Below are 19,076 nucleotides of genomic sequence, written 5' to 3'. Positions count from 1 at the left end.
ATCGAATACAGCATCACAGGATTGCGAAACTCAGCCGCAACCTCACGGATGACGTGAATCGACTCCGACTCCAGCGCCCGCAAATGAGACGATAATGATGAAGACATGGGATCCGGATAAAATACGAGAAGATAACGTATTATGTTCTCAATCTACGTCCGAAATCCGATAGACCCTTTGGCGGGGCGCCGCAAGCCGTGCGGCGCCCCGCCCGAGCGCGGGCTGCGGGGCTAGCTCAGCCCAGCTCGCGCTCCAGGAACGCCATGGCGGCGGCGGGGTCGACGTCGCGGGCGACGAAGCTCTTCCCGATCCCGCGCGCGAGGATGAAGGTCAGCCGGCCGCGCTCGACCTTCTTGTCCTGCTGCATGTGGGCGAACAGCGCGCCCGGGCCGCCGACGCCTCCGGGCACCGCGCCAGGATGTGTGGGCAGTCCGACGGCCGCGAGATGGCGTTCGACGCGGGCCGCGTCCTCGGCGGGCGCCAGCCCGAGCTCCGCGGAGAAGCGGAAAGCCATGGCCATCCCGATCGCGACGCCTTCGCCGTGGATCAGCCGTCGCCCGTCATAGGCCACCTCGGCCTCGAGCGCGTGACCGAAGGTGTGGCCGAGATTGAGCAGGGCTCGGTCGCCATGCTCATGCTCGTCGCCCGCCACCACGGCGGCCTTCGCCCGGCAACTCGTCGCGATCGCACGGGCCCGCGCGGGGCCGCCCGCGAAGATCTCGCCGTGACTCGCCTCAAGCCAGCCGAAGAAGGCCGCGTCGTCGATCAGCCCGTATTTGACGACTTCCGCATAGCCCGCGCGAAATTCGCGGGGCGGAAGCGTGTCGAGCGCGTCGGTGTCGGCCAGCACCAGACTGGGCTGGTGGAAGGCGCCGATCAGGTTCTTTCCGCGCGGGGAGTTGATCCCGGTCTTGCCGCCCACGGAGCTGTCCACCTGCGCGAGCAGTGAGGTGGGCGCCTGGACGCAGCGCACGCCCCGCCTCAGGATCGCGGCGGCGAAGCCCGCAAGGTCGCCGATCACGCCGCCTCCGAGGGCGAGCACGACGTCGCCCCGCTCGACCCGAGCCGCGAGCAGGCTGTCGACCACGAAGCCGAGCGTCTCGAATGATTTCGAGGTTTCGCCCGGCGGAACCGTGACGGTCTCGACCTTCAGACCGGCGGCGCGCAGCGCGGCGACGACCACCGGCAGGTGCAGGGCGGCGACGTTCTCGTCGGTCACCACGGCGACCGTCCGGGCCCCGAGCGCGGCGATCCGCTCGCCCGCGGTCCCGAGCAGGTCCGGCCCGATCAGGATGTCGTAGGAGCGTTCGCCGAGCGCGACGCGGACGCGTTCGTGCTCGACCGCCTCAAGCGCGGTCATGTCAGGTTCTCCAAAGGCGCGCCGGGGGCCAGCTTCGCATGCAGCCCCTCGATCAGGTCGGCCACCACGTGATCATGCGGGGCGTCGCGGGACAGGATGGTGAGATCGGCCAGCGCGTATACGGGATAGCGGGTCTCGACCAGGGCGCGCAGGGTCGCCTCGGGGTCGCCGGACGCGAGCAGCGGCCGGTTGTTGCGCTTGCGGACGCGCCGCAACAGAACGTCGATATCGGCCTTGAGCCACACAGAGAGGCCGGCCTCCGCGATCCGGGCGCGGGTGTCGGGGTTCATCCAGGCCCCGCCGCCGGTCGCGAGCACCTGCGGTCCCTGGCCGAGCAGGCTCGCGATCACGCGGGCCTCGCCGGCGCGGAAATACGGCTCGCCGTGCTTCTCGAAGAGTTCCGGTATGGTCATCCCGGCGCGCGCCTCGATCTCTGCATCGGCGTCGAAGAAAGGCAGTTCGAGCGCCTGGGCGAGGCGGCGGCCGACCGACGTCTTTCCCGCGCCCATCATGCCGACCAGGACGATCGAGCGGCTGCCGAGATTCGCGCGCACGGCCGCCGCCTGACTGGCCGGGGCCGAAGCTGCTCCGTCCTCCTGGACGCCGGCGCGGCGCTCGTCGGGATGTGGCGTCGCCGTCATGGCTTGCGGCAAAAACTCCTGTTGGGGCGGCGCGCAACCTATTCCTAAAGCCTCCGGAGACACAATTGTCGATAACTGCGACGGTCTGGTCCCATGGTGACCTGATCTGGCGCGCGCGGCCGAGCCGCGAAACGATGGGTGGCGCATGCCGAGCCTCATCAGATTCCTGACCGTCCTCGGCGTCGTCGGCGCCTTGGGGTTCAGCGCGGTCTACGCGCTCGCAACCTTCGTCAAGCCGCGAAGCCGCGAGATGGTGGTGACGATTCCCGCCGCGCGTCTCCGCCCGCCCGCGCCGGAAGCAGCCGTCGCGCACCCGCGGACCGCCGGAGCGGAGGCGCCCGCGCCCAACACGGCGACGCGATGAGCGGCGGGGCCGCGCGGCGTCACGTCGAGGCCTTCCTGGAGATGGCGAGCGCCGAACGCGGCGCGGCGCTCAACACCCTGCAGGCCTACCGGCGGGACCTCGAAGACTACGTCGCCTTTCTGGCCGTCCGCGGCGTCGGACCGGACACGGCGGGGCCGGAGGACGTGCGCGCGCATGTCGCCGACCTCGCGGCGCGCGGCTTCAAGGCCTCATCGGCGAGCCGCAAGCTCTCCGCGGTTCGCCAGTTCCACAAGTTCCTCTATTCCGACGCCATCAGGAGCGACGATCCGACTGCGGCGATCGACAGCCCGCGCCGCGGTCGCGCGCTGCCCAAAACCCTTTCGACAGCGGACATCGAGGCTCTGATCGCCGCCGCGGCGGATCCCGGACCGGAGCCCACGCCACGGGCGCGGCTATCGTCCGCGCGGCTCGTCTGCCTGCTCGAGATCGCCTACTCGACCGGCCTGCGCGTCTCGGAGCTGGTCGGCCTTCCCAGGTCCGCCGCCCGCCCGGACGCAGCCGTGATCGCCGTGAAGGGGAAGGGCGGCCGGGAGCGGCTCGTGCCGCTGACGCCGCTCGCCAAGCGGGCGATGACCGCCTATCTGGCGGCGCTCGCGGAGGAAGGACGGGACGCTGCGGGGCCGTGGCTTTTCCCCGGCGGGGGTGAAGCCGGGCGTCTGAGCCGGCAGGTCTTCGCCCGCGAGTTGAAGGCCGCGGCCCTGCGCGCCGGCCTCGCGCCCGGGAAAGTCAGCCCGCACGTGCTTCGTCACGCTTTCGCGAGCCATCTCGTGCAGAACGGCGCGGACCTGAGGGCCGTGCAGCAGATGCTGGGACACGCCGACATCGCGACGACCCAGATCTACACCCATGTGCTGGACGAGCGCGCGGCCGGCATGGTCCGTGACCTCCATCCGCTCGGGGACGAGCCATCGTCCTAAAGTCGGCCATTGAGTTGACTTTGGCGGCCGCGGCCCTCAAACGTGCCGGCGCTCCGCAGGACCACCGCCACCTTCGGCGTCGACGGCGCGGAGCCCGGGTCATGAAAAGCTACCTTGATTTCGAGAAGCCGGTCGCAGAGCTGCAGGCGAAGATCGCGGAGCTCAAGGCGCTCGGCGAGAACGACGACGGCGTCGCGATCGAGGACGACGTCCGCAGGCTCGAGGCGAAGTCCGAGCAGGCTCTGAAGGAGCTCTACGCCAACCTCACGCCCTGGCAGAAGACGCTCGTGGCGCGGCATCCGAACCGGCCTCACTTCAGCGACTTCGTGAGGACGCTGATCGAGGAGTTCACGCCTCTGGCCGGCGACCGGCTCTATGGCGAGGACGAGGCGATCGTCGGCGGCCCGGGGCGGTTCCGGGGCGAGCCCGTGATGGTCATCGGCCAGGAGAAGGGCGCCGACACCGAGACGCGCCTGAAGCACAATTTTGGAATGGCCAAGCCCGAGGGCTACCGGAAGGCGGTCCGCCTGATGGAGATGGCCGAGCGCTTCGCCCTGCCGGTGATCGCGCTGGTCGACACCGCCGGCGCATTTCCAGGCGTCGAGGCCGAACAGCGCGGCCAGGCCGAGGCCATCGCCCGATCGACCGAGGCCTGCCTCAACCTTACGGTCCCGAACGTCGCGGTCGTGATCGGCGAGGGCGGATCGGGCGGGGCGATCGCGCTCGCGACCGCCAACACGGTGCTGATGCTGGAGCACGCGGTCTACAGCGTCATCTCGCCCGAGGGCGCCGCCTCGATCCTGTGGCGCGACGCCGCCAAGGCCCAGGAAGCGGCCACCAACATGAAGATCACCTCCGCCGATCTGATGCGGCTCGGGGTCGTGGACGGCGTCATTTCCGAACCGCTCGGCGGCGCGCACCGCAACGCGGGCGCGGCCATTCAGGCGACGGGCGACGCGATCGAGCGCGCGCTGGCGCGGCTCGCGGAACTGCCGCCCGAGGAAGTCCGGGCCGAGCGCCGACGCAAGTTTCTGGCGATCGGGCGCAGTCTGTAGGCCTTCTCCCCGCGCGCGCCCGACTTGCGGTAACCGGCAGGTAAGAGTATCGGTCTTAGCTGTCGGGGTCGTCGATCAGGCGGTTCGGGAGGCTCTATATGTCGGCAGCACGCCTTGCGGTCGCCGCGGCGTCGCTCGCAGCGGCCGTCGCTCTTGCCGGGTGCAAGAGCGAGCAGGCCACCACCGCCCGCAGCATCCAGCCCTTGTCGCCGCAGCTCGTGTCGCTGATGACCGAGAAGGGCATGAGCCCGCGCGACCCGATCCTGCTCCGCATCTACAAGGAAGAGGCCAAGGCCGAGGTCTGGAAGAAGCGCCGGTCTGACGGCCGCTATGCGCTGCTGAAGACCTACGACATCTGCCGTTTCTCCGGAAAGCTCGGGCCCAAGATCAAGGAAGGCGACAAGCAGGCGCCGGAAGGGTTCTATCAGGTCACTCCGGCGCAGATGAACCCGCGCTCGAACTACTATCTGTCGTTCAACATCGGCTACCCGAACGCCTATGATCGCGCGCTCGGCCGCACCGGCACCCATGTGATGATGCATGGCGACTGCCTGTCGGCGGGCTGCTACGCGATGACCGACGCGCAGATCGCGGAAATCTACACGATGGCCCGCGAGGCCTTCGCCGGCGGGCAGAAGTCGTTCCAGGTCCAGGCGCTGCCGTTCCGGATGACCGCGCAGAACATGGCGCGCCGGCGGAACGACGCGAACATCGCGTTCTGGAAGAACCTGAAGCAGGGCTCGGACAATTTCGAGGTCACCCGGCTTGAGCCCAAGGTCGACGCCTGCGGCAAGAAGTACGTCTTCAACGCGACGCCCTCCGCCCTTTCCACCTTCGAGCCCACCGCGCAGTGCCCGAGCTATCAGGTGCAGCCCGAGATCGCGCGGGCGGTGGCGGCGAAGGAGAAGGCCGACAACATCCTCATCGCGCAGCTGAGCAAGGAGATCCCGCCGGCTCCTGAGTATGTCGCGCAGAACGGACGCATGCGCCGCTCGCTCGACGAGCCGCTGGTCCAGGTCGCCTCCGTGGCGCCGCCGGTCGCGCAGTCCTATGCAGCGGTCGAGCCGGAGCTCGCCTCCGTCGGCGGCGCCAAGTCCGCTCCGGCCCCGATGCCTCCCGCCGCGCCGGTCGCGCTCAACACGGCCGTCGCGACCGATGGACCGCCGCCGGCCAGGGTGGAGGGTGGCGGCTTCTTCGCGGGGATGTTCCGCGGCCAGGCCGAGCCTGAGACGACTGGGTCGGCTTCCGCCCCGGTTCAGGTCGCGAAGGCCGAGCCGCGCCAGGTGGCGGCGGACCAGGCGCCCGTGATGGCGTCCTCTGTGGGCCCGGAGCCGAAGCCGGCCGGCATTGGCGGATGGCTGCGGGGCGTGCTCGGCCGCGGCGAGGCCGCTGACGCGCAGGCGACCGCGGCGCCTTCAGCTCCGGCGGCGGCGCAGCCGGAAGCCAAGGCCCGCCCCCGCTCGGCTGACGCCGCACCGTCGGCCAAGGCCAACCCGCGGGTGGCGTCGGCTTTCGCCGGCTACCGCTGACGCTCTCTGGATCGCGCCGCGCAGGCGCGATCCACGGCCTTCATTCCAAGAGATCCATGGACGTGGGCGCCCGCCCGGCGTCTTGCCGTCGGCGACGACCGTACGCGAGCGCGAGGCCCTGCCGCTTGCGAGCGGCTTTGCGGAGCGCGCCGGGGCGCGCTCCGAGATCAGGGAAAAAGAGGCAGGCCCCGGTAGACCGGCTCAGGCGATCCGGCCGTGGCAGTGCTTGTACTTCTTGCCCGAGCCGCAAGGGCAGGCGGCGTTGCGCGGCGTGCGGTCCCAGGTCGTCGGATCGTTCGGGTCGACGTCCTGCGGCAGCCAGCCGGTGGCCGTGGCCGACGCGGTCGCAGGCGGCGCGTCCGCGAGGGCGAACTCATTGTCGCCGGTAAGCGGGTCGAGGTGGACCGCCTGCATGTCCGACATCCCCTCGTCGGCGAGCGGCGGAGGCGTCTGCACAAGCTCGATGCGCATCAGCTGCCCCGTCACGGCTTCCCGCAGCCTCGCCAGCATGGCCTGGAACAGCTCGAAAGCCTCGGACTTGTACTCGTTCAGCGGATCGCGCTGCGCATAGCCGCGCAGGCCGATCACCTGCCGCAGGTGATCAAGAGTCGCGAGATGCTCCCGCCACAGATGATCGAGCGTCTGCAGCAGCACCGCCTTTTCGATCTGGGTGGCCACGTCGGGCCCGAAACGCGCGGTGCGCTCGGCGGCCGCCTCGTCGGCGGCCTTGATCAGGCGCGCCCGGATCTCCTCGTCCGCGATGCCTTCCTCGGCCGCCCAGGCGACGACCGGAAGGTCGAGGTTCAGGATCTCCCGGACCTCCTGCTCGAGACCTTCGGAATCCCACTGCTCCGGATAGGCGTTCTCCGGGATGTGGCGCGCCACGATGTCCTCGATGACGTCGTGCCGCATCTCCGTGATCGAGGCTGCGATCGAGTCGGCGCGCAGGAACTCCAGCCGCTGCTCGAACACCGCCTTGCGCTGGTCGTTCATGACGTTGTCGTATTTGAGCAGGTTCTTGCGGATGTCGAAGTTGCGCGCCTCGACCTTCTTCTGAGCCTTCTCGAGCGCCTTGTTCACCCAGGGATGGACGATCGCCTCGCCCTCCTGGATGCCGAGCTTCTGCAGCATGCCGTCGATGCGCGCGGAGCCGAAGATGCGCATGAGGTCGTCCTGCAGCGACAGGAAGAAGTGCGACCGACCCGGATCGCCCTGACGGCCGGAGCGGCCGCGCAGCTGGTTGTCGATGCGACGGCTCTCGTGCCGCTCCGTGCCGACCACGAACAGGCCGCCGGCCTTGAGGGCGATCTCCTTCTTGGCCGCGATGTCGGCCTTGATCTCCGCGATCCGGCGCTCGCGCTCCTCGGGGTCCTCGACGCTCGATAGCTCGCGCTCGATGCGCATCTCGAGGTTGCCGCCGAGCTGGATGTCGGTGCCGCGTCCCGCCATGTTGGTCGCGATCGTGACCGCCCCGGGCACGCCGGCGTCGGCGACGATATGCGCCTCCTGCTCGTGGTACCGGGCGTTCAGGACCTGATGAGGGATCTTGGCCTTGGTCAGCGCTTCCGAGAGCTGCTCGGACTTCTCGATGGAGGTGGTGCCGACGAGGATCGGCTGCTGACGCTCGCGGCAGTCGCGGATCAGCTCGATGATCGCCTTCTCCTTCTCGCCCGCCGTGCGATAGACCTCGTCATGGTCGTCGATGCGGGAGACCGGCAGGTTGGTCGGGATCTCGACCACTTCGAGTCCGTAGATGTCGAGCAGTTCCTCGGCCTCGGTCAGCGCCGTGCCGGTCATCCCCGACAGCTTGTAGTACATGCGGAAGTAGTTCTGGAACGTGATCGAGGCCAGCGTCTGGTTCTCGGGCTGGATCTTCACGCGTTCCTTGGCTTCGAGCGCCTGATGGAGCCCCTCGGAGTAACGCCGGCCCGGCATCATGCGGCCGGTGAACTCGTCGATGATGACCACTTCGTCGCCGCGGACGATGTAGTCCTTGTCCTTCTGGAACAGCTTGTGGGCGCGCAGCGCCTGATTGACGTGGTGGACGACCGTGACGTTCTCGACGTCATAGAGGTTGTCGCCCTTAAGTTGCCCCGCCTCCTCGAGCAGGCGCTCGATATGCTCGTTGCCCGCTTCGGTCAGGGTCGCGGTGCGCTGCTTCTCGTCGACCTCGTAGTCCTCGGGCACAAGCTGCGGGATGAGGGCGTCGACCGCGACGTACAGATCCGAGCGGTCTTCCATCGGCCCGGAGATGATGAGCGGCGTGCGCGCCTCGTCGACCAGGATGGAGTCGACCTCGTCCACGATCGCGTAGGCGTGGCCGCGCTGGACCATGGCGCGGACGTCATACTTCATGTTGTCGCGCAGATAGTCGAAGCCGAGCTCGTTGTTGGTCGCGTAGGTGACGTCGCACGCGTAGGCCTCGCGCCGCTGGTCGTCGTCGAGGCCGTGGACGATCACCCCGACCGAAAGGCCGAGGAAGCCGTGCACGCGGCCCATCCAGCCGCTGTCGCGCTGGGCCAGGTAGTCGTTGACCGTGACGACGTGCACGCCCTTGCCGGCGAGCGCGTTGAGATAGGTCGGCAGGGTGGCGACGAGCGTCTTGCCCTCGCCGGTCTTCATCTCGGCGATGCGGCCCTCGTGAAGGGTGATGCCGCCCATCAGCTGGACATCGAAATGGCGCTGGCCGAGCACGCGCTTGGCGGCTTCGCGAACCACCGCGAATGCGGGAACCAGAAGATCGTCGAGAGTCTTGCCGTTCGCGAGCTGCTCGCGGAATTCGGACGTCTTCGCGCGCAGCTGTTCGTCCGTCAGAGCCGCCATCTCGGGCTCGAGGGCGTTGATCGCGGCTACGCGCGGCCGCATGGCCTTGATGCGCCGCTCGTTGGATGAGCCGAACAAACGTCGGGCGAGACCGCCGAACATGGGCACCTTCCTCGATGAACGCGGACCTAGGGCGCGAAAGGCGCCGGCTCCGGTCGGGCCCGGAGCCCGCAAGTCACCTCGAAATCCGTTCTTTTTCGAGGCGCTGATCACGCGGCGTAGACCAGCGACCGAGATAAGAGGGGGCCGGAGGGTTGTCAATGCGGGGCCTTTCCGACACATTCCCGCGCCGTCGGGGCGCGAAGACGCCAAAACGGATGGTGTTCATGACATTCTCTGCACTGAGGACCCGGCGCGCGCAGGCGCTCGGAGCGGCGCTTGCCCTCACGCTGGCGGCGGCCACTCCGGCGTTGTGCCAGACGCCTCCCGCCCCGGCCGCGGCTGACGCCAAGGAAGCCCCGAAGCAGGATCCCTCCACCGTGCTCGCCAAGGTCGACGGCGTGGAGATCACGGCCGGCGACGTCGCGGTGGCGAGCGAGGATCTCGAGCAGTCGATGTCGTCGATGACGGAGCCGCAGCGCAGGGACTACGCGCTCAACTACCTCATCGACCTGAAGCTCGCGGCCCGGGCCGCGGAGAAGGAAAAGCTCGGCGACACCGACGAGTTCAAGAAGCGGCTCGCCTACCTCAAGGATCGCGCGCTGATGGAGGAGCTGCTCCAGCGCGAGGCCAAGGCCGCCGTCACCGACGAGCGGCTGCACAAACTATATGATGAGACGGCGAAGAACCTGAAGCCGGAAGAAGAGGTCCACGCCCGCCACATCCTGGTGAAGACCGAGGACGAGGCGAAGAAGGTCGAGGAGCGGCTCTCCAAGGGCGAGGATTTCGCGAAGATCGCCAACGAGGTCTCGATCGATCCGGGCTCGGCGAAGCAGGGCGGCGACCTCGGCTTCTTCGCCCGCGGCCAGATGGTGCCGGCGTTCGAGGAAGCGGCGTTCAAGCTGGAGCCCGGCAAGGTCTCGGCTCCGGTCAAGACCCAGTTCGGCTATCACGTCATCAAGGTGGACGAGAAGCGGACGCGCCCGATCCCGGCCTTCGAGCAGGTTCGGCCGCAGATCGAGAATTATGTCGTGCGGACCGCGCAGCAGGATCTCGTTCTGAAGCTGCGAAACGACGCGAATGTCGAGCGCACGGACGCCGGCAAGCCGCTGGCGCCCTCTGAACCTGTTCCTGGCGCTCAGCAGCAGAACGCCGCCCCGAAGTAGGAGCGTGGGGGCGCGATCGGCGCGCCTCGTCGTCCGTCCCCTGGCGGGCCACGCTAAAGTGCGACGCCCGGCCTCCCGGGCCTCGCCCCCCTGTCCTCCCGTCCCGGTTTCGCGGGCATGATCCCGGCTGCGGCCGGGGGCCCGAAGCCCGGCCAAGCAATGGGCTCAGCAATGTCCTCGGCCGTGTCGCCGCTCGCGCCTAAATCCCTGCCGACGCTCCCCGCCCTCGCCGGAGTGAAGCTGGCGACTGCGGAAGCCGGCATCCGCTACGCGGGGCGGACGGACGTGCTCCTCGCGAATTTCGCGCCCGGAACCTCGATCGCCGGCGTCTTCACGCGGTCTCGCTGCCCCTCGGCGCCGGTCGAGTGGTGCCGCGAGCGGATCGGCGGCGGACGGATCCGGGCTCTGGTGGTGAACTCCGGCAACGCCAACGCCTTCACGGGCGCCAGCGGGCGGGCGGCGACGAAGCTTACGGCCGAGCTCGCCGCCAAGGCGCTCGGCTGCTCCGAGGACGAGATCTTCCTGGCCTCGACCGGCGTCATCGGCGAACCGCTCGACGCCTCGAAATTCGCAGGCGTGATGGAGGGCCTCGCCGAGCGCGGCGCGGAGGACGGCTGGGAGGCGGCGGCCCGCGCCATCATGACCACCGACACCTTCCCGAAGCTCGCCACCCGGCGCGTCGAACTCGGCGGGCGGACGGTCACGATCAACGGCATCGCGAAGGGCGCCGGCATGATCGCTCCCGACATGGCGACGATGCTCGCCTTCGTGGCGACCGACGCGGCGATCACGCCGGCCGCGCTGCAGGCGGTCCTGGCCGCCGCGACGGAGCGCTCGTTCAACTGCGTCACCGTCGACGGCGACACCTCGACCTCCGACACGCTGCTCGCCTTCGCGACCGGCGCGGCGGGCAATGTGGCGGTCTCCGACGCGCAGGACCCTGCGCTCGCGGGATTCGCGGCGGCGTTCGAAGACCTGCTTGTCGAACTCGCCCAGCTGGTGGCCCGGGACGGCGAGGGCGCGCGCAAATTCGTGACCGTCGAGGTCGAGGGGGCTGAAAGCGATCTCTCCGCGCGCAAGATCGCGCTCTCGATCGCGAACTCTCCGCTGGTGAAAACCGCCATCGCGGGCGAGGACGCCAATTGGGGCAGGGTGGTCATGGCGGTCGGAAAGGCCGGCGAGCCGGCCGACCGGGACCTGCTCTCGATCCGCTTCGGCGACCTCCGGGTGGCGCATCTCGGCGCGCGCGATCCCGCCTATGACGAAGCGACGGCCTCCGCCTACATGAAGCGCGAGGAGATCGTGATCGGCGTCGACATCGGTCTCGGTCAGGGCAGGGCGCGCGTTTGGACCTGCGATCTGACCGAAGGCTACATCGCGATCAACGCCGACTACCGCTCGTGAACAGCCGCCTCAGCCGGGAGCGGCCATGACCGCCGCGGGCGCTGCTCCGAAGCTCGTGCTTGTGGTCGCCTGCGCGCTCGTAGACGCCGACGGCCGGGTGCTGATCACCCAGCGCCCTGAAGGCAAGGCGTTGGCGGGACTGTGGGAATTTCCCGGCGGCAAGCTCGAGCCCGGGGAACGCCCGGAGCAGGCCCTCATCCGGGAACTGGCGGAAGAGCTCGGGATCGCGGTCGAGGAGCCTTGCCTCGCGCCCCTGACCTTTGCGAGCCACGCCTACGAGGCCTTTCACCTGCTGATGCCGCTTTACGTGTGCCGGCGCTGGACCGGCGTCGTGCAGGGCCTGGAGGGCCAGGCCACCCGCTGGGTTCGTCCGGAGCGGCTGCGCGACTTTCCCATGCCGCCGGCGGACGAGCCGCTGATCGCGCACCTCATAGATCTGCTCTGACCGGCGCTCAGGAGGCGGGGCTCTCCTTCACGCCCAGCGCGTCCGCGAGCCGCACGCGCGCGCTGCCGGGGCGCAGAGGCTGCTGTTGTCCCGGGTCCGGCGCCCAGCCCGACAGCCAGACGATCTCGAATGTCGCACGGACGCGGCCGTCACCGTCGGCGAAGCGATCCGCATAGATTTCCAACGCGCGCGTGAGCGTCGCGCGGCGCAACGGCGTCCGCCGGCGCTCGGCCAGCACGTTCGTCGCGCCCCAGGCCCGCAGTTCGGCGATCAGGTCGAGCGGGTTGTCGTAGCGCGCGACGACGCGATCCACGTCGGTCACCGGCAACGCGAACCCGGCCCGCTGCAGCAAACCGCCGAGCGCCCGGACATCGGCGAACGGCAGAACGCGTGGACTTGCGCCGCCCTCCATCTCCGCCTCGGCCGCTGCAAAGGACTGGCGAAGCTCGGACAGGCTGTCGCCGCCGAGCAGCGCGGCGAGGAACAGGCCGTCGGGCCTGAGGGCGCGTCGCGCCTGCGCCAGCAGCCCCGGAAGATCGTCGGCGAATTGCAGCGCCAGCGACGACACGATCAGGTCGAGGCTCTCGGAACGGAGCGGCAGCGCCTCGTCGTCGCAGATGAAAGAGGCTGAGGACGCCGGTTCCGGCGTGGCCCTGAACGCCGCCCCGCTTGGATTTCGCCGCCGCAGAAGCCGGATGACCTCGTCTCCGGAGCTCGCGAGATCGAGAGCGACCGGGAACGGCCGAAGGGTGACGGCGAGGCGATCCTCGGCGTCCTCCGCGATCCGCGCCCGCAGGAAGTCGGGCCCGCCGCCCGCTCCGGCGCGAAGCCGGCGGAGCCAGAGGGCGCGGCGGTCTATCAGGCGGCGTGGTTCGGCCATGCGGGTCACATCATGGCTCGGGGCGGCGCGCGCAACCCGCTGTTCAGGCGTGCGACGCCGCAGCGGCCGGATGCGCCCGGCGCTCCCGCTCGCGCTCCTCGAGCCGAAGTTCCGCTTCACCCATGTAGTCGCGCGCCAGCGGCAGCGCGTCCACGTTCCGGCTCAGCTGGATCTGGAAGACCATGTGCTTGCCGTAGCGGAAGCTGAACTCGCTGACGAGCAGGTAGAACTCCCACATGCGGCAGAACCGCTCTCCGAGCAGGGCTTTCGCCTTGTCGCGATTGGCGGCGAACCGGTCGCCCCAGGCGAGCAGGGTCTCGGCGTAGTGCAGCCGCCAGATCTCGATGTCGTCGATCCAGAGCTTGGAGCCCTCGATCGCGGCGGTCGCCTCCGAGAGGGCCGGCGCATAGCCGCCCGGGAAGATGTACTTCTTGATCCAGGCGCCCGTGGAGCCAGGGCCGCCCTTGCGGCCGATGGAGTGCAGCAGGGCCACGCCGTCGTCGGTCAGAAGCTCCCGCACCTTTCCGAAGAAGGCCGGGAAGTTCGCCAGGCCGACATGCTCGAACATGCCGACCGAGACGATGCGGTCGAACTTGCCCGCGACCTCGCGGTAGTCACGCAACTCGAAGCGGACGCGGCCGGATAGCCCGCGCTCGGCGGCGCGCTGCGTGGCGAGCGCGTGCTGCTCGGTCGACAGGGTCACGCCGAGCACTTCGACGTCGCAGGCCTCGGCGAGGTAGATCGCCATCGATCCCCACCCGGAGCCGATGTCGAGCACCTTCTGGCCCGGCTTGAGATCGAGCTTTGCGGCGATATGGCGGAGCTTGTTGACCTGCGCCTGCTCGAGCGTGTCCTCGGGGGAGCGGAAATAGCCGCAGGAGTAGTTCAGCCCCTCGTCGAGGAACAGGCGATACATCTCGTTCGAGAGATCGTAATGCGCCTCGACGTTCTTCTTCGAGCGGCCGAGGTCGTTCTTCGGCGCGAAGCGCCGCATGCGCTTGATCCAGCCGCGCAGCGTCCGCTGAATCGGCTGGGCGCGCAGGCTGGTGCGGTTGATCGCATAGAGCGTCAGCAGGTCGCGCAGCGTGCCCTGCTCGATGGTGAGCCGCCCGTCCATATAGGCTTCGCCCGTGTGGAACTCGGGGTTCAGCAACAGCTGCCGGTGCAGCTTGGTGTCATGCAGCTTGACGGTGACGGTCGGGCCCGGCGCGCCGCTGAGGACGTGGCGGCGGCCCTTGCCGTCGACGATTGTGAGCGACCCGGTGCGGATGAAATCGCCGAGGATCGTGTTCAGAACAGGCATTGACGGCTCCGGAGCGGCGTGCGGACATCTGCTTTAGTGCAGCGCGAGCCGAGTTGCGATGCCCTTTGACGCGCCCGTCACCCTGCCAGGGTCTTCCGCGGTTCGGGCGCTTTCGTTCGCTCGCGCGGCCGCCGCGCGCGGCGCGAGCGCGGCGCTCAACTTTGCGATCCCGCCGCAATGCCTCGCTTGCTCCAGGCCTGTCACCAGCGTGGGCTGCGTTTGCGCTGTTTGCTGGAGCGGGCTTGGCCTCATCGAGCGCCCGTTCTGCGAGCGGCTCGGAACGCCGTTCCCGGCTGATTACGGCCCTGGCCTGCTGTCTCCGGCCGCGATCGCAAATCCGCCCGCCTATGACCGCGCTCGCGCGGTCGCGCGCTTCGACGGCGCCGCCCGGGAGCTCGTCCATCGCCTGAAATATTCCGACGGAGCTCATCTGGCCTGGCCGCTCGGCGCGATGATGGCGCGCGCCGGGCATGAGCTTCTCGGCGGAGAGCCGCTTCTTCTGCCTGTGCCGCTCCATCGCTTCCGCCTGTGGAGCCGGCGGTTCAACCAGGCGGCGTTGCTGGCGCGGTCGGTCGCCCGGGCATCGGGCGCGGAACTGCGCCCGGACCTGCTGATCCGGCGCAAGCGCACGGCGCCTCAGGTGGGGCTGAGCGCGAGCCAGCGCGCGCAGAACCTGGCGGGAGCCTTCAGCCTCGCTGACGGAGCCGCGCCCCGTCTCGCCGGTCGCGCGGTGGTGCTGGTCGACGACGTGCTCACCACGGGCGCGACCGTCGACCGGCTCGCCCGCCTTGTCCGCCGCGCCGGCGCGGCCAGCGTCGACGTGCTGGTGTTCGCGCTGGTTGTGAAGGACGGCTGACGTTCTATATCGTCGAGGCTCCGATCCGCTGCCAGAGGCGAACATGCCGTCCGTGACGATCTTCACGCGGTCCACCTGTCCGTATTGCGACATGGCCAAGGACCTGCTCGACCGGAAGGGCGTCTCCTTCGAGGAGATCGACATCGGCCGGGAGCCGGCGCGGCGCGCCGAGATGATCTCGCGCGCCGGAGGGCGCACGACGGTGCCGCAGATATTCATCGACGGACGCCATGTCGGCGGCTGCGACGACCTTTACGCGCTCGATCGGTCTGGCGGCCTCGATCCCCTGCTTGCGGCGTGACGGAGCCCATGACGAAGCGCACCTTCATCGCGGCCTGCGTGCAGATGCGGTCCGGCCGAACCGTTTCGAGGAACGTCGAGGAGGCCGTCCGTCTCGTCAGCGACGCCGCCGCGCAGGGCGCGGATTACGTCCAGACGCCCGAAATGACGAACATCCTGGTTCGTTCGCGGGCCGAGCTGTTCGACGCCATCCTGCCGGAGGAGGCCTGCCCCGCGCTGGCCGCCTTCCAGGAACTCGCGCGGGGGACGGGCGTCTATCTTCATCTCGGCTCGCTCGCGATCCGGGTTGAAGGCGAGCGCGCCGCCAACCGCAGCTTCCTGATCGACCCGCAGGGCGACATCGTCGCCCGCTACGACAAGATCCACATGTTCGACGTGGATCTCCCGGACGGCGAGACCTGGCGGGAATCAGAAACCTATCGCCCCGGCGAGCAGGCCGTCACGGCTCGCCTCCCATGGGGCGCCATCGGGCTGACCATCTGCTACGACGTCCGTTTTCCGACCCTGCACCGGGCGCTTGCGGAGGCCGGGGCCGAGGTTCTGGCTTCCCCGGCTGCGTTCACCAAGAAGACCGGCGAGGCGCACTGGCACGTCTTGCTGCGCGCGCGAGCCGTGGAGACGGGCTCCTTCGTGGTGGCGGCCGCGCAAGGCGGCAAGCACGAGGACGGCCGCGAGACCTTCGGCCACAGCCTGATCATCGATCCCTGGGGGCGCGTGCTCGCAGAGGCCGGCGACTCCCCGGGCGTGGTTCTGGCCGAGATCGACCTTGATAAGGCGCCGGAAATCCGGCGCCGGATCCCCTCGCTTGAAAACGGCCGTCGCTTCAGCGTACTGCCGCTCTCGAACGAACCGACCTTTCTGCGCGACGCCGTCGGCGGCTGATTGATCCATGATCCGGTACGACCTCGTCTGTGGCGACGGCCACGGCTTCGACGCGTGGTTTCGCTCCGCGAGCGATTTCGACCAGCAGGCGGAGCGGGGCCTGCTGTCATGCGCGGTGTGCGGGTCGGCTGAAGTCCGCAAGGCGCTGATGGCTCCGGCGTTGACCGCCGGGCGTTCTGGCGCGGCCATGGAGGCTGCGCCGCCTGAAGCCGGAAGCTCGGCCGTCCCGCTCGTCTCCGGCCGCGACGAGAAGCTTCGCGGACTGTTGCGTGAGCTCAAGGCGCACATCCAGAGCACCTCCGAGGATGTCGGCGACCGCTTCCCGGAGGTTGCGCGGCAGATGCACGCGGAGGAGATCGAGCATCGGCCGATCCGGGGTCGCGCGACGGCGCAGGAGGCGAAGGCGCTCCTCGATGAGGGGGTGCCGGTCTGTCCCCTGCCGACCTTCCCGGACGATGAGAACTGATCGGGCGGTGCTTGACTTCCCGCCCAGAACAGATAGCTCAGCACGCGCTGCGGCGGCCCTGGCCGCGCAGCCTCCACAGCACTTCGGACCTTCAATGTCAGACGACGACAGTAGTCGATTGACCGCGCCGCACGCGGCCGTTCGCGCCCAGCGCGCCTGATCGTCGATCGGGCTCGCCCGCGACCGGCGCTCGCCGCCGGTCGGAAGAGGTGAGCCATGGCCCTTCTCAAGAGCTTCCACGTACGTCCGCGCGCCGAGCGGGTCGTCGCGCCCGGCGAGATCGCCCGCAGCGAGCATGGCACCGACCTGGTGATGATCGTCCTGCTCGGGCTGATCTTCGCCCCGATCGTGGCGATGCATCTCGCCTTCGCGATGGGCGCCGGCGCCGCCGAGGCCGCTCCGGCGCCGATCGAACAGGCGCGAGCCGTCCGCTAGGCGACGTCCGGACGCGCCGCGGCGAGCGTGTAGTTGACGGCGACGTCGTCGCTCGCCGCCCATAGGTTCCTGAGCGGGTTGAACTTGACGCCCCGCACGTCGGACACCTCAAGCCCGGCGAGGCGGCACGCCCGACCCAGCTCCTCGGGCGTGACGAACTTCTCGTAGGCGTGGGTGCCGCGCGGCAGCCACCTCAGCACATACTCGGCGCCGATGATCACCAGCGCGTGCGCCGCGAGCGTCCGGTTGATCGTCGAGAACAGCGCGAGGCCGCCCGGGCGGGCGAGCGAGGCGACCACCGCCACGAACGCCTCGACGTTCGTCACGTGCTCCACCACCTCGGAGGCGACCACGACGTCAAAGCTCGCGCCTTCGGCGGCGAGGGTTTCCGCAGTGGCCGACCGGTAGTCGATCTGCAGATCCTGCGCGGCCGCGTGCGCACGGGCGGCGGCGATCAGGTCGGGCGCCGGGTCGATCGCCGTGACCTCGGCGCCGAGCCGCGCCAGCGGCTCCGCGAGCACGCCGGCGCCGCAGCCGACGTCGAGCAGCCGTAGCCCTTCGAGCGGGCGCATGGCGCGCGCGTCACGGTGGAAGCGGGCGGCGATCGCGTCCCGGAAGATCGCGACCCGGGCGGGATTGAAGCGGTGAAGCGGCTTCATCGGCCCCTCCGGATCCCACCACCGCGCCGCGAGCGCCTCGAAGCGCGCGACCTCGTCCTTGTCGAGGCTGGGAGCGTGCGCTCGGTCGTCCATAACCATAAGCAGGTTCCTGCGGCGTTGTGTCGGCGGAGGGGCTTGGCTATCTATACGCGCCTTTTCGGCCGGCGGCTCACACCCGCCCGCCGGTCCGACCTCTCTGAAAGCCGCGTTCCCGCCATGTCCCGCATCGTCATGAAGTTCGGCGGCACCTCCGTCGCGAACGTCGAACGGATCCGCAACGTCGCGCAGCACGTCAAGCGGGAGGTCGAAGCCGGGCACGAAGTAGCCGTGGTGGTGTCCGCCATGGCGGGCGCCACGAATCAGCTCGTGGCCTGGACCCGGGAAGCCTCGCCGATGCATGACGCCCGCGAGTACGACGCGATCGTCTCCTCGGGCGAGCAGGTGACGGCCGGTCTGCTGGCCATCGCCCTGCAGGCGATCGGGGTGCCGGCGCGCTCTTTCCAAGGCTGGCAGATCCCGTTGCGGACCGACGGCGCCCACGGCTCCGCCCGCATCGCCTCGATCGAGGGCGACGCGCTCATCTCCCGGATGACGGACGGCCAGGTGCCGGTGATCGCAGGCTTCCAGGGCATCGCGCCGGACAACCGGATCGCGACCCTCGGGCGCGGCGGGTCCGACACGAGCGCGGTGGCGGTGGCCGCCGCGGTCGGGGCCGATCGCTGCGACATCTACACGGACGTCGACGGCGTCTACACGACGGACCCGCGGATCGTGCCGCAGGCTCGCCGCCTTGATCGCATCGCGTTCGAGGAAATGCTTGAGATGGCGTCGCTCGGCGCCAAGGTGCTTCAGGTGCGCTCGGTCGAGATGGCCATGGTGCACAAGGTGCGCGTCTTCGTGCGGTCGAGTTTCGACGCGCCGGACGCGCCCCAGACCGGGCCCGGCGGACTGCCGCCCGGAACTCTCATCTGCGACGAGGACGAGATCGTGGAACAGCAGGTCGTCACAGGCATCGCCTACACCAAGGACGAGGCCCAGATCACGCTCCGCCGGGTCGAGGACCGGCCCGGCGTCGCCGCCGGCGTGTTCGGCCCGCTGGCGGAAGCGTCGATCAATGTCGACATGATCGTCCAGAACATTTCCGAGGACGGCAAGACGACCGACATCACCTTCACGCTGCCGACCTCCGACCAGGCGCGCGCCATCGAGATCCTCAACGCCAAGAAGGCCGAGATCGGCTTCGCCGGCCTGAACACGCAGGCGGACGCCTGCAAGGTCTCGGTGATCGGCATCGGCATGCGCAGCCACGCCGGCGTCGCGGCTCAGGCGTTCCAGGCCCTCGCGCAGCGGGGCGTGAACATCCGCGCGATCACCACCTCGGAGATCAAGATCTCCGTGCTGATCGACTCGGCCTATGCCGAGCTTGCCGTGCGAACGCTGCATTCGCTATACGGGCTGGACAAGGCCTGAG

At 69.3% G+C, this 19,076-nt stretch carries 19 protein-coding genes and 1 pseudogene; 13 read left to right on the top strand and 7 right to left on the bottom strand.

Annotated features, from left to right (window positions below):
* From GGR24_RS17515 to GGR24_RS17390, 3 genes and pseudogenes are all read right to left on the bottom strand, one after another.
* A pseudogene (locus GGR24_RS17515) lies at positions 1–107 on the bottom strand (sulfate adenylyltransferase subunit CysD); the annotation flags it as partial.
* A 128-nt stretch (positions 108–235) separates the two neighbouring features.
* Positions 236–1,360 carry a 3-dehydroquinate synthase gene (aroB, locus tag GGR24_RS17395; protein ID WP_183396675.1) on the bottom strand — a complete coding sequence of 375 codons (1,125 nt, stop codon included), beginning with the start codon at positions 1,358–1,360 and terminating at the stop codon, positions 236–238.
* Positions 1,357–2,001, bottom strand: coding sequence for a shikimate kinase (locus GGR24_RS17390; RefSeq protein ID WP_183396679.1), 645 nt, complete (start codon positions 1,999–2,001; stop codon positions 1,357–1,359). Before GGR24_RS17390 ends, aroB begins: the two co-directional genes overlap by 4 nt.
* Before the next feature lie 145 nt (positions 2,002–2,146).
* Between GGR24_RS17390 and GGR24_RS17385 the strand changes: the two genes are divergently transcribed.
* The 4 genes from GGR24_RS17385 to GGR24_RS17370 all read left to right on the top strand — a co-directional run bounded on the left by GGR24_RS17385 (position 2,147) and on the right by GGR24_RS17370 (position 5,887).
* Complete coding sequence (locus tag GGR24_RS17385; protein ID WP_183396674.1) at positions 2,147–2,365, top strand: hypothetical protein; 219 nt, start codon at positions 2,147–2,149, stop codon at positions 2,363–2,365.
* A complete protein-coding gene (locus GGR24_RS17380; protein ID WP_183396673.1) occupies positions 2,362–3,303 on the top strand; it encodes a site-specific tyrosine recombinase XerD in 942 nt (313 codons plus the stop codon). Before GGR24_RS17385 ends, GGR24_RS17380 begins: the two co-directional genes overlap by 4 nt.
* Positions 3,304–3,404: 101 nt before the next feature.
* Entirely contained in the window at positions 3,405–4,358 is a 954-nt protein-coding gene (locus tag GGR24_RS17375) for an acetyl-CoA carboxylase carboxyltransferase subunit alpha (RefSeq protein ID WP_183396672.1), read from the top strand.
* Between the two features lie 98 nt (positions 4,359–4,456).
* Positions 4,457–5,887, top strand: coding sequence for a L,D-transpeptidase family protein (locus GGR24_RS17370; RefSeq protein ID WP_183396671.1), 1,431 nt, complete (start codon positions 4,457–4,459; stop codon positions 5,885–5,887).
* Positions 5,888–6,088: 201 nt separating this feature from the next.
* On the opposite strand, the gene secA is transcribed toward GGR24_RS17370, so the two are convergent.
* A complete protein-coding gene (gene secA, locus GGR24_RS17365; protein WP_183396670.1) occupies positions 6,089–8,818 on the bottom strand; it encodes a preprotein translocase subunit SecA in 2,730 nt (909 codons plus the stop codon).
* A gap of 218 nt (positions 8,819–9,036) precedes the next feature.
* On the opposite strand from secA, the gene GGR24_RS17360 reads away from it, so the two are divergent.
* The 3 genes from GGR24_RS17360 (at position 9,037) to GGR24_RS17350 (ending at position 11,824) form a co-directional block, all read left to right on the top strand.
* Entirely contained in the window at positions 9,037–9,975 is a 939-nt protein-coding gene (locus GGR24_RS17360; protein ID WP_183396669.1) for a peptidylprolyl isomerase, read from the top strand.
* A gap of 171 nt (positions 9,976–10,146) precedes the next feature.
* Positions 10,147–11,379 carry a bifunctional glutamate N-acetyltransferase/amino-acid acetyltransferase ArgJ gene (argJ, locus tag GGR24_RS17355; protein ID WP_183396668.1) on the top strand — a complete coding sequence of 411 codons (1,233 nt, stop codon included), beginning with the start codon at positions 10,147–10,149 and terminating at the stop codon, positions 11,377–11,379.
* A gap of 25 nt (positions 11,380–11,404) precedes the next feature.
* Positions 11,405–11,824, top strand: a complete 420-nt coding sequence (locus tag GGR24_RS17350) for a (deoxy)nucleoside triphosphate pyrophosphohydrolase (RefSeq protein WP_183396667.1) — start codon at positions 11,405–11,407, stop codon at positions 11,822–11,824.
* Positions 11,825–11,831: 7 nt separating this feature from the next.
* Here the strand turns inward: GGR24_RS17350 and GGR24_RS17345 are convergent, their stop codons facing one another.
* Together GGR24_RS17345 and GGR24_RS17340 are read right to left on the bottom strand one after the other, a co-directional pair.
* The gene (locus GGR24_RS17345; protein ID WP_183396666.1) at positions 11,832–12,704 is read right to left on the bottom strand and encodes a methyltransferase domain-containing protein; all 873 of its coding nucleotides are present in this window, start codon (positions 12,702–12,704) and stop codon (positions 11,832–11,834) included.
* Between the two features lie 43 nt (positions 12,705–12,747).
* A complete protein-coding gene (locus GGR24_RS17340; RefSeq protein ID WP_183396665.1) occupies positions 12,748–14,007 on the bottom strand; it encodes an SAM-dependent methyltransferase in 1,260 nt (419 codons plus the stop codon).
* A gap of 58 nt (positions 14,008–14,065) precedes the next feature.
* Between GGR24_RS17340 and GGR24_RS17335 the strand changes: the two genes are divergently transcribed.
* The 5 genes from GGR24_RS17335 (at position 14,066) to GGR24_RS17315 (ending at position 16,946) form a co-directional block, all read left to right on the top strand.
* Entirely contained in the window at positions 14,066–14,863 is a 798-nt protein-coding gene (locus GGR24_RS17335; RefSeq protein ID WP_183396664.1) for a ComFC family protein, read from the top strand.
* A 43-nt stretch (positions 14,864–14,906) separates the two neighbouring features.
* Positions 14,907–15,164: a glutaredoxin 3 gene (gene grxC, locus GGR24_RS17330; protein WP_183396663.1), complete on the top strand. Its 258-nt coding sequence runs from the start codon at positions 14,907–14,909 to the stop codon at positions 15,162–15,164.
* Positions 15,165–15,172: 8 nt separating this feature from the next.
* Complete coding sequence (locus GGR24_RS17325) at positions 15,173–16,045, top strand: carbon-nitrogen hydrolase family protein (RefSeq protein ID WP_183396662.1); 873 nt, start codon at positions 15,173–15,175, stop codon at positions 16,043–16,045.
* A gap of 7 nt (positions 16,046–16,052) precedes the next feature.
* Positions 16,053–16,511, top strand: a complete 459-nt coding sequence (locus tag GGR24_RS17320) for a DUF1178 family protein (protein WP_183396661.1) — start codon at positions 16,053–16,055, stop codon at positions 16,509–16,511.
* 216 nt (positions 16,512–16,727) lie between these two features.
* A complete protein-coding gene (locus GGR24_RS17315) occupies positions 16,728–16,946 on the top strand; it encodes a hypothetical protein (RefSeq protein ID WP_183396660.1) in 219 nt (72 codons plus the stop codon).
* Here the strand turns inward: GGR24_RS17315 and ubiG are convergent.
* A complete protein-coding gene (ubiG, locus tag GGR24_RS17310; RefSeq protein ID WP_183396678.1) occupies positions 16,943–17,698 on the bottom strand; it encodes a bifunctional 2-polyprenyl-6-hydroxyphenol methylase/3-demethylubiquinol 3-O-methyltransferase UbiG in 756 nt (251 codons plus the stop codon). The genes GGR24_RS17315 and ubiG overlap by 4 nt on opposite strands.
* 123 nt (positions 17,699–17,821) lie before the next feature.
* Between ubiG and GGR24_RS17305 the strand changes: the two genes are divergently transcribed.
* Positions 17,822–19,075: an aspartate kinase gene (locus tag GGR24_RS17305; protein WP_183396659.1), complete on the top strand. Its 1,254-nt coding sequence runs from the start codon at positions 17,822–17,824 to the stop codon at positions 19,073–19,075.
* Position 19,076 lies beyond the last annotated feature (1 nt).

This window comes from Hansschlegelia beijingensis, assembly GCF_014196425.1.
Taxonomy (GTDB): domain Bacteria; phylum Pseudomonadota; class Alphaproteobacteria; order Rhizobiales; family Methylopilaceae; genus Methylopila; species Methylopila beijingensis.
This window is presented reverse-complemented; position numbering and strand designations above follow the sequence as displayed.

Coding starts and splice junctions, on each gene's coding strand:
- aroB (WP_183396675.1), bottom strand. CDS start 1,360: ATGACCGCGCTTGAGGCGGTCGAGCACGAACGCGTCCGCGTCGCGCTC.
- GGR24_RS17390 (WP_183396679.1), bottom strand. CDS start 2,001: ATGACGGCGACGCCACATCCCGACGAGCGCCGCGCCGGCGTCCAGGAG.
- GGR24_RS17385 (WP_183396674.1), top strand. CDS start 2,147: ATGCCGAGCCTCATCAGATTCCTGACCGTCCTCGGCGTCGTCGGCGCC.
- GGR24_RS17380 (WP_183396673.1), top strand. CDS start 2,362: ATGAGCGGCGGGGCCGCGCGGCGTCACGTCGAGGCCTTCCTGGAGATG.
- GGR24_RS17375 (WP_183396672.1), top strand. CDS start 3,405: ATGAAAAGCTACCTTGATTTCGAGAAGCCGGTCGCAGAGCTGCAGGCG.
- GGR24_RS17370 (WP_183396671.1), top strand. CDS start 4,457: ATGTCGGCAGCACGCCTTGCGGTCGCCGCGGCGTCGCTCGCAGCGGCC.
- GGR24_RS17360 (WP_183396669.1), top strand. CDS start 9,037: ATGACATTCTCTGCACTGAGGACCCGGCGCGCGCAGGCGCTCGGAGCG.
- argJ (WP_183396668.1), top strand. CDS start 10,147: ATGTCCTCGGCCGTGTCGCCGCTCGCGCCTAAATCCCTGCCGACGCTC.
- GGR24_RS17350 (WP_183396667.1), top strand. CDS start 11,405: ATGACCGCCGCGGGCGCTGCTCCGAAGCTCGTGCTTGTGGTCGCCTGC.
- GGR24_RS17345 (WP_183396666.1), bottom strand. CDS start 12,704: ATGGCCGAACCACGCCGCCTGATAGACCGCCGCGCCCTCTGGCTCCGC.
- GGR24_RS17340 (WP_183396665.1), bottom strand. CDS start 14,007: ATGCCTGTTCTGAACACGATCCTCGGCGATTTCATCCGCACCGGGTCG.
- GGR24_RS17335 (WP_183396664.1), top strand. CDS start 14,066: ATGCCCTTTGACGCGCCCGTCACCCTGCCAGGGTCTTCCGCGGTTCGG.
- grxC (WP_183396663.1), top strand. CDS start 14,907: ATGCCGTCCGTGACGATCTTCACGCGGTCCACCTGTCCGTATTGCGAC.
- GGR24_RS17325 (WP_183396662.1), top strand. CDS start 15,173: ATGACGAAGCGCACCTTCATCGCGGCCTGCGTGCAGATGCGGTCCGGC.
- GGR24_RS17320 (WP_183396661.1), top strand. CDS start 16,053: ATGATCCGGTACGACCTCGTCTGTGGCGACGGCCACGGCTTCGACGCG.
- GGR24_RS17315 (WP_183396660.1), top strand. CDS start 16,728: ATGGCCCTTCTCAAGAGCTTCCACGTACGTCCGCGCGCCGAGCGGGTC.
- ubiG (WP_183396678.1), bottom strand. CDS start 17,698: ATGGACGACCGAGCGCACGCTCCCAGCCTCGACAAGGACGAGGTCGCG.
- GGR24_RS17305 (WP_183396659.1), top strand. CDS start 17,822: ATGTCCCGCATCGTCATGAAGTTCGGCGGCACCTCCGTCGCGAACGTC.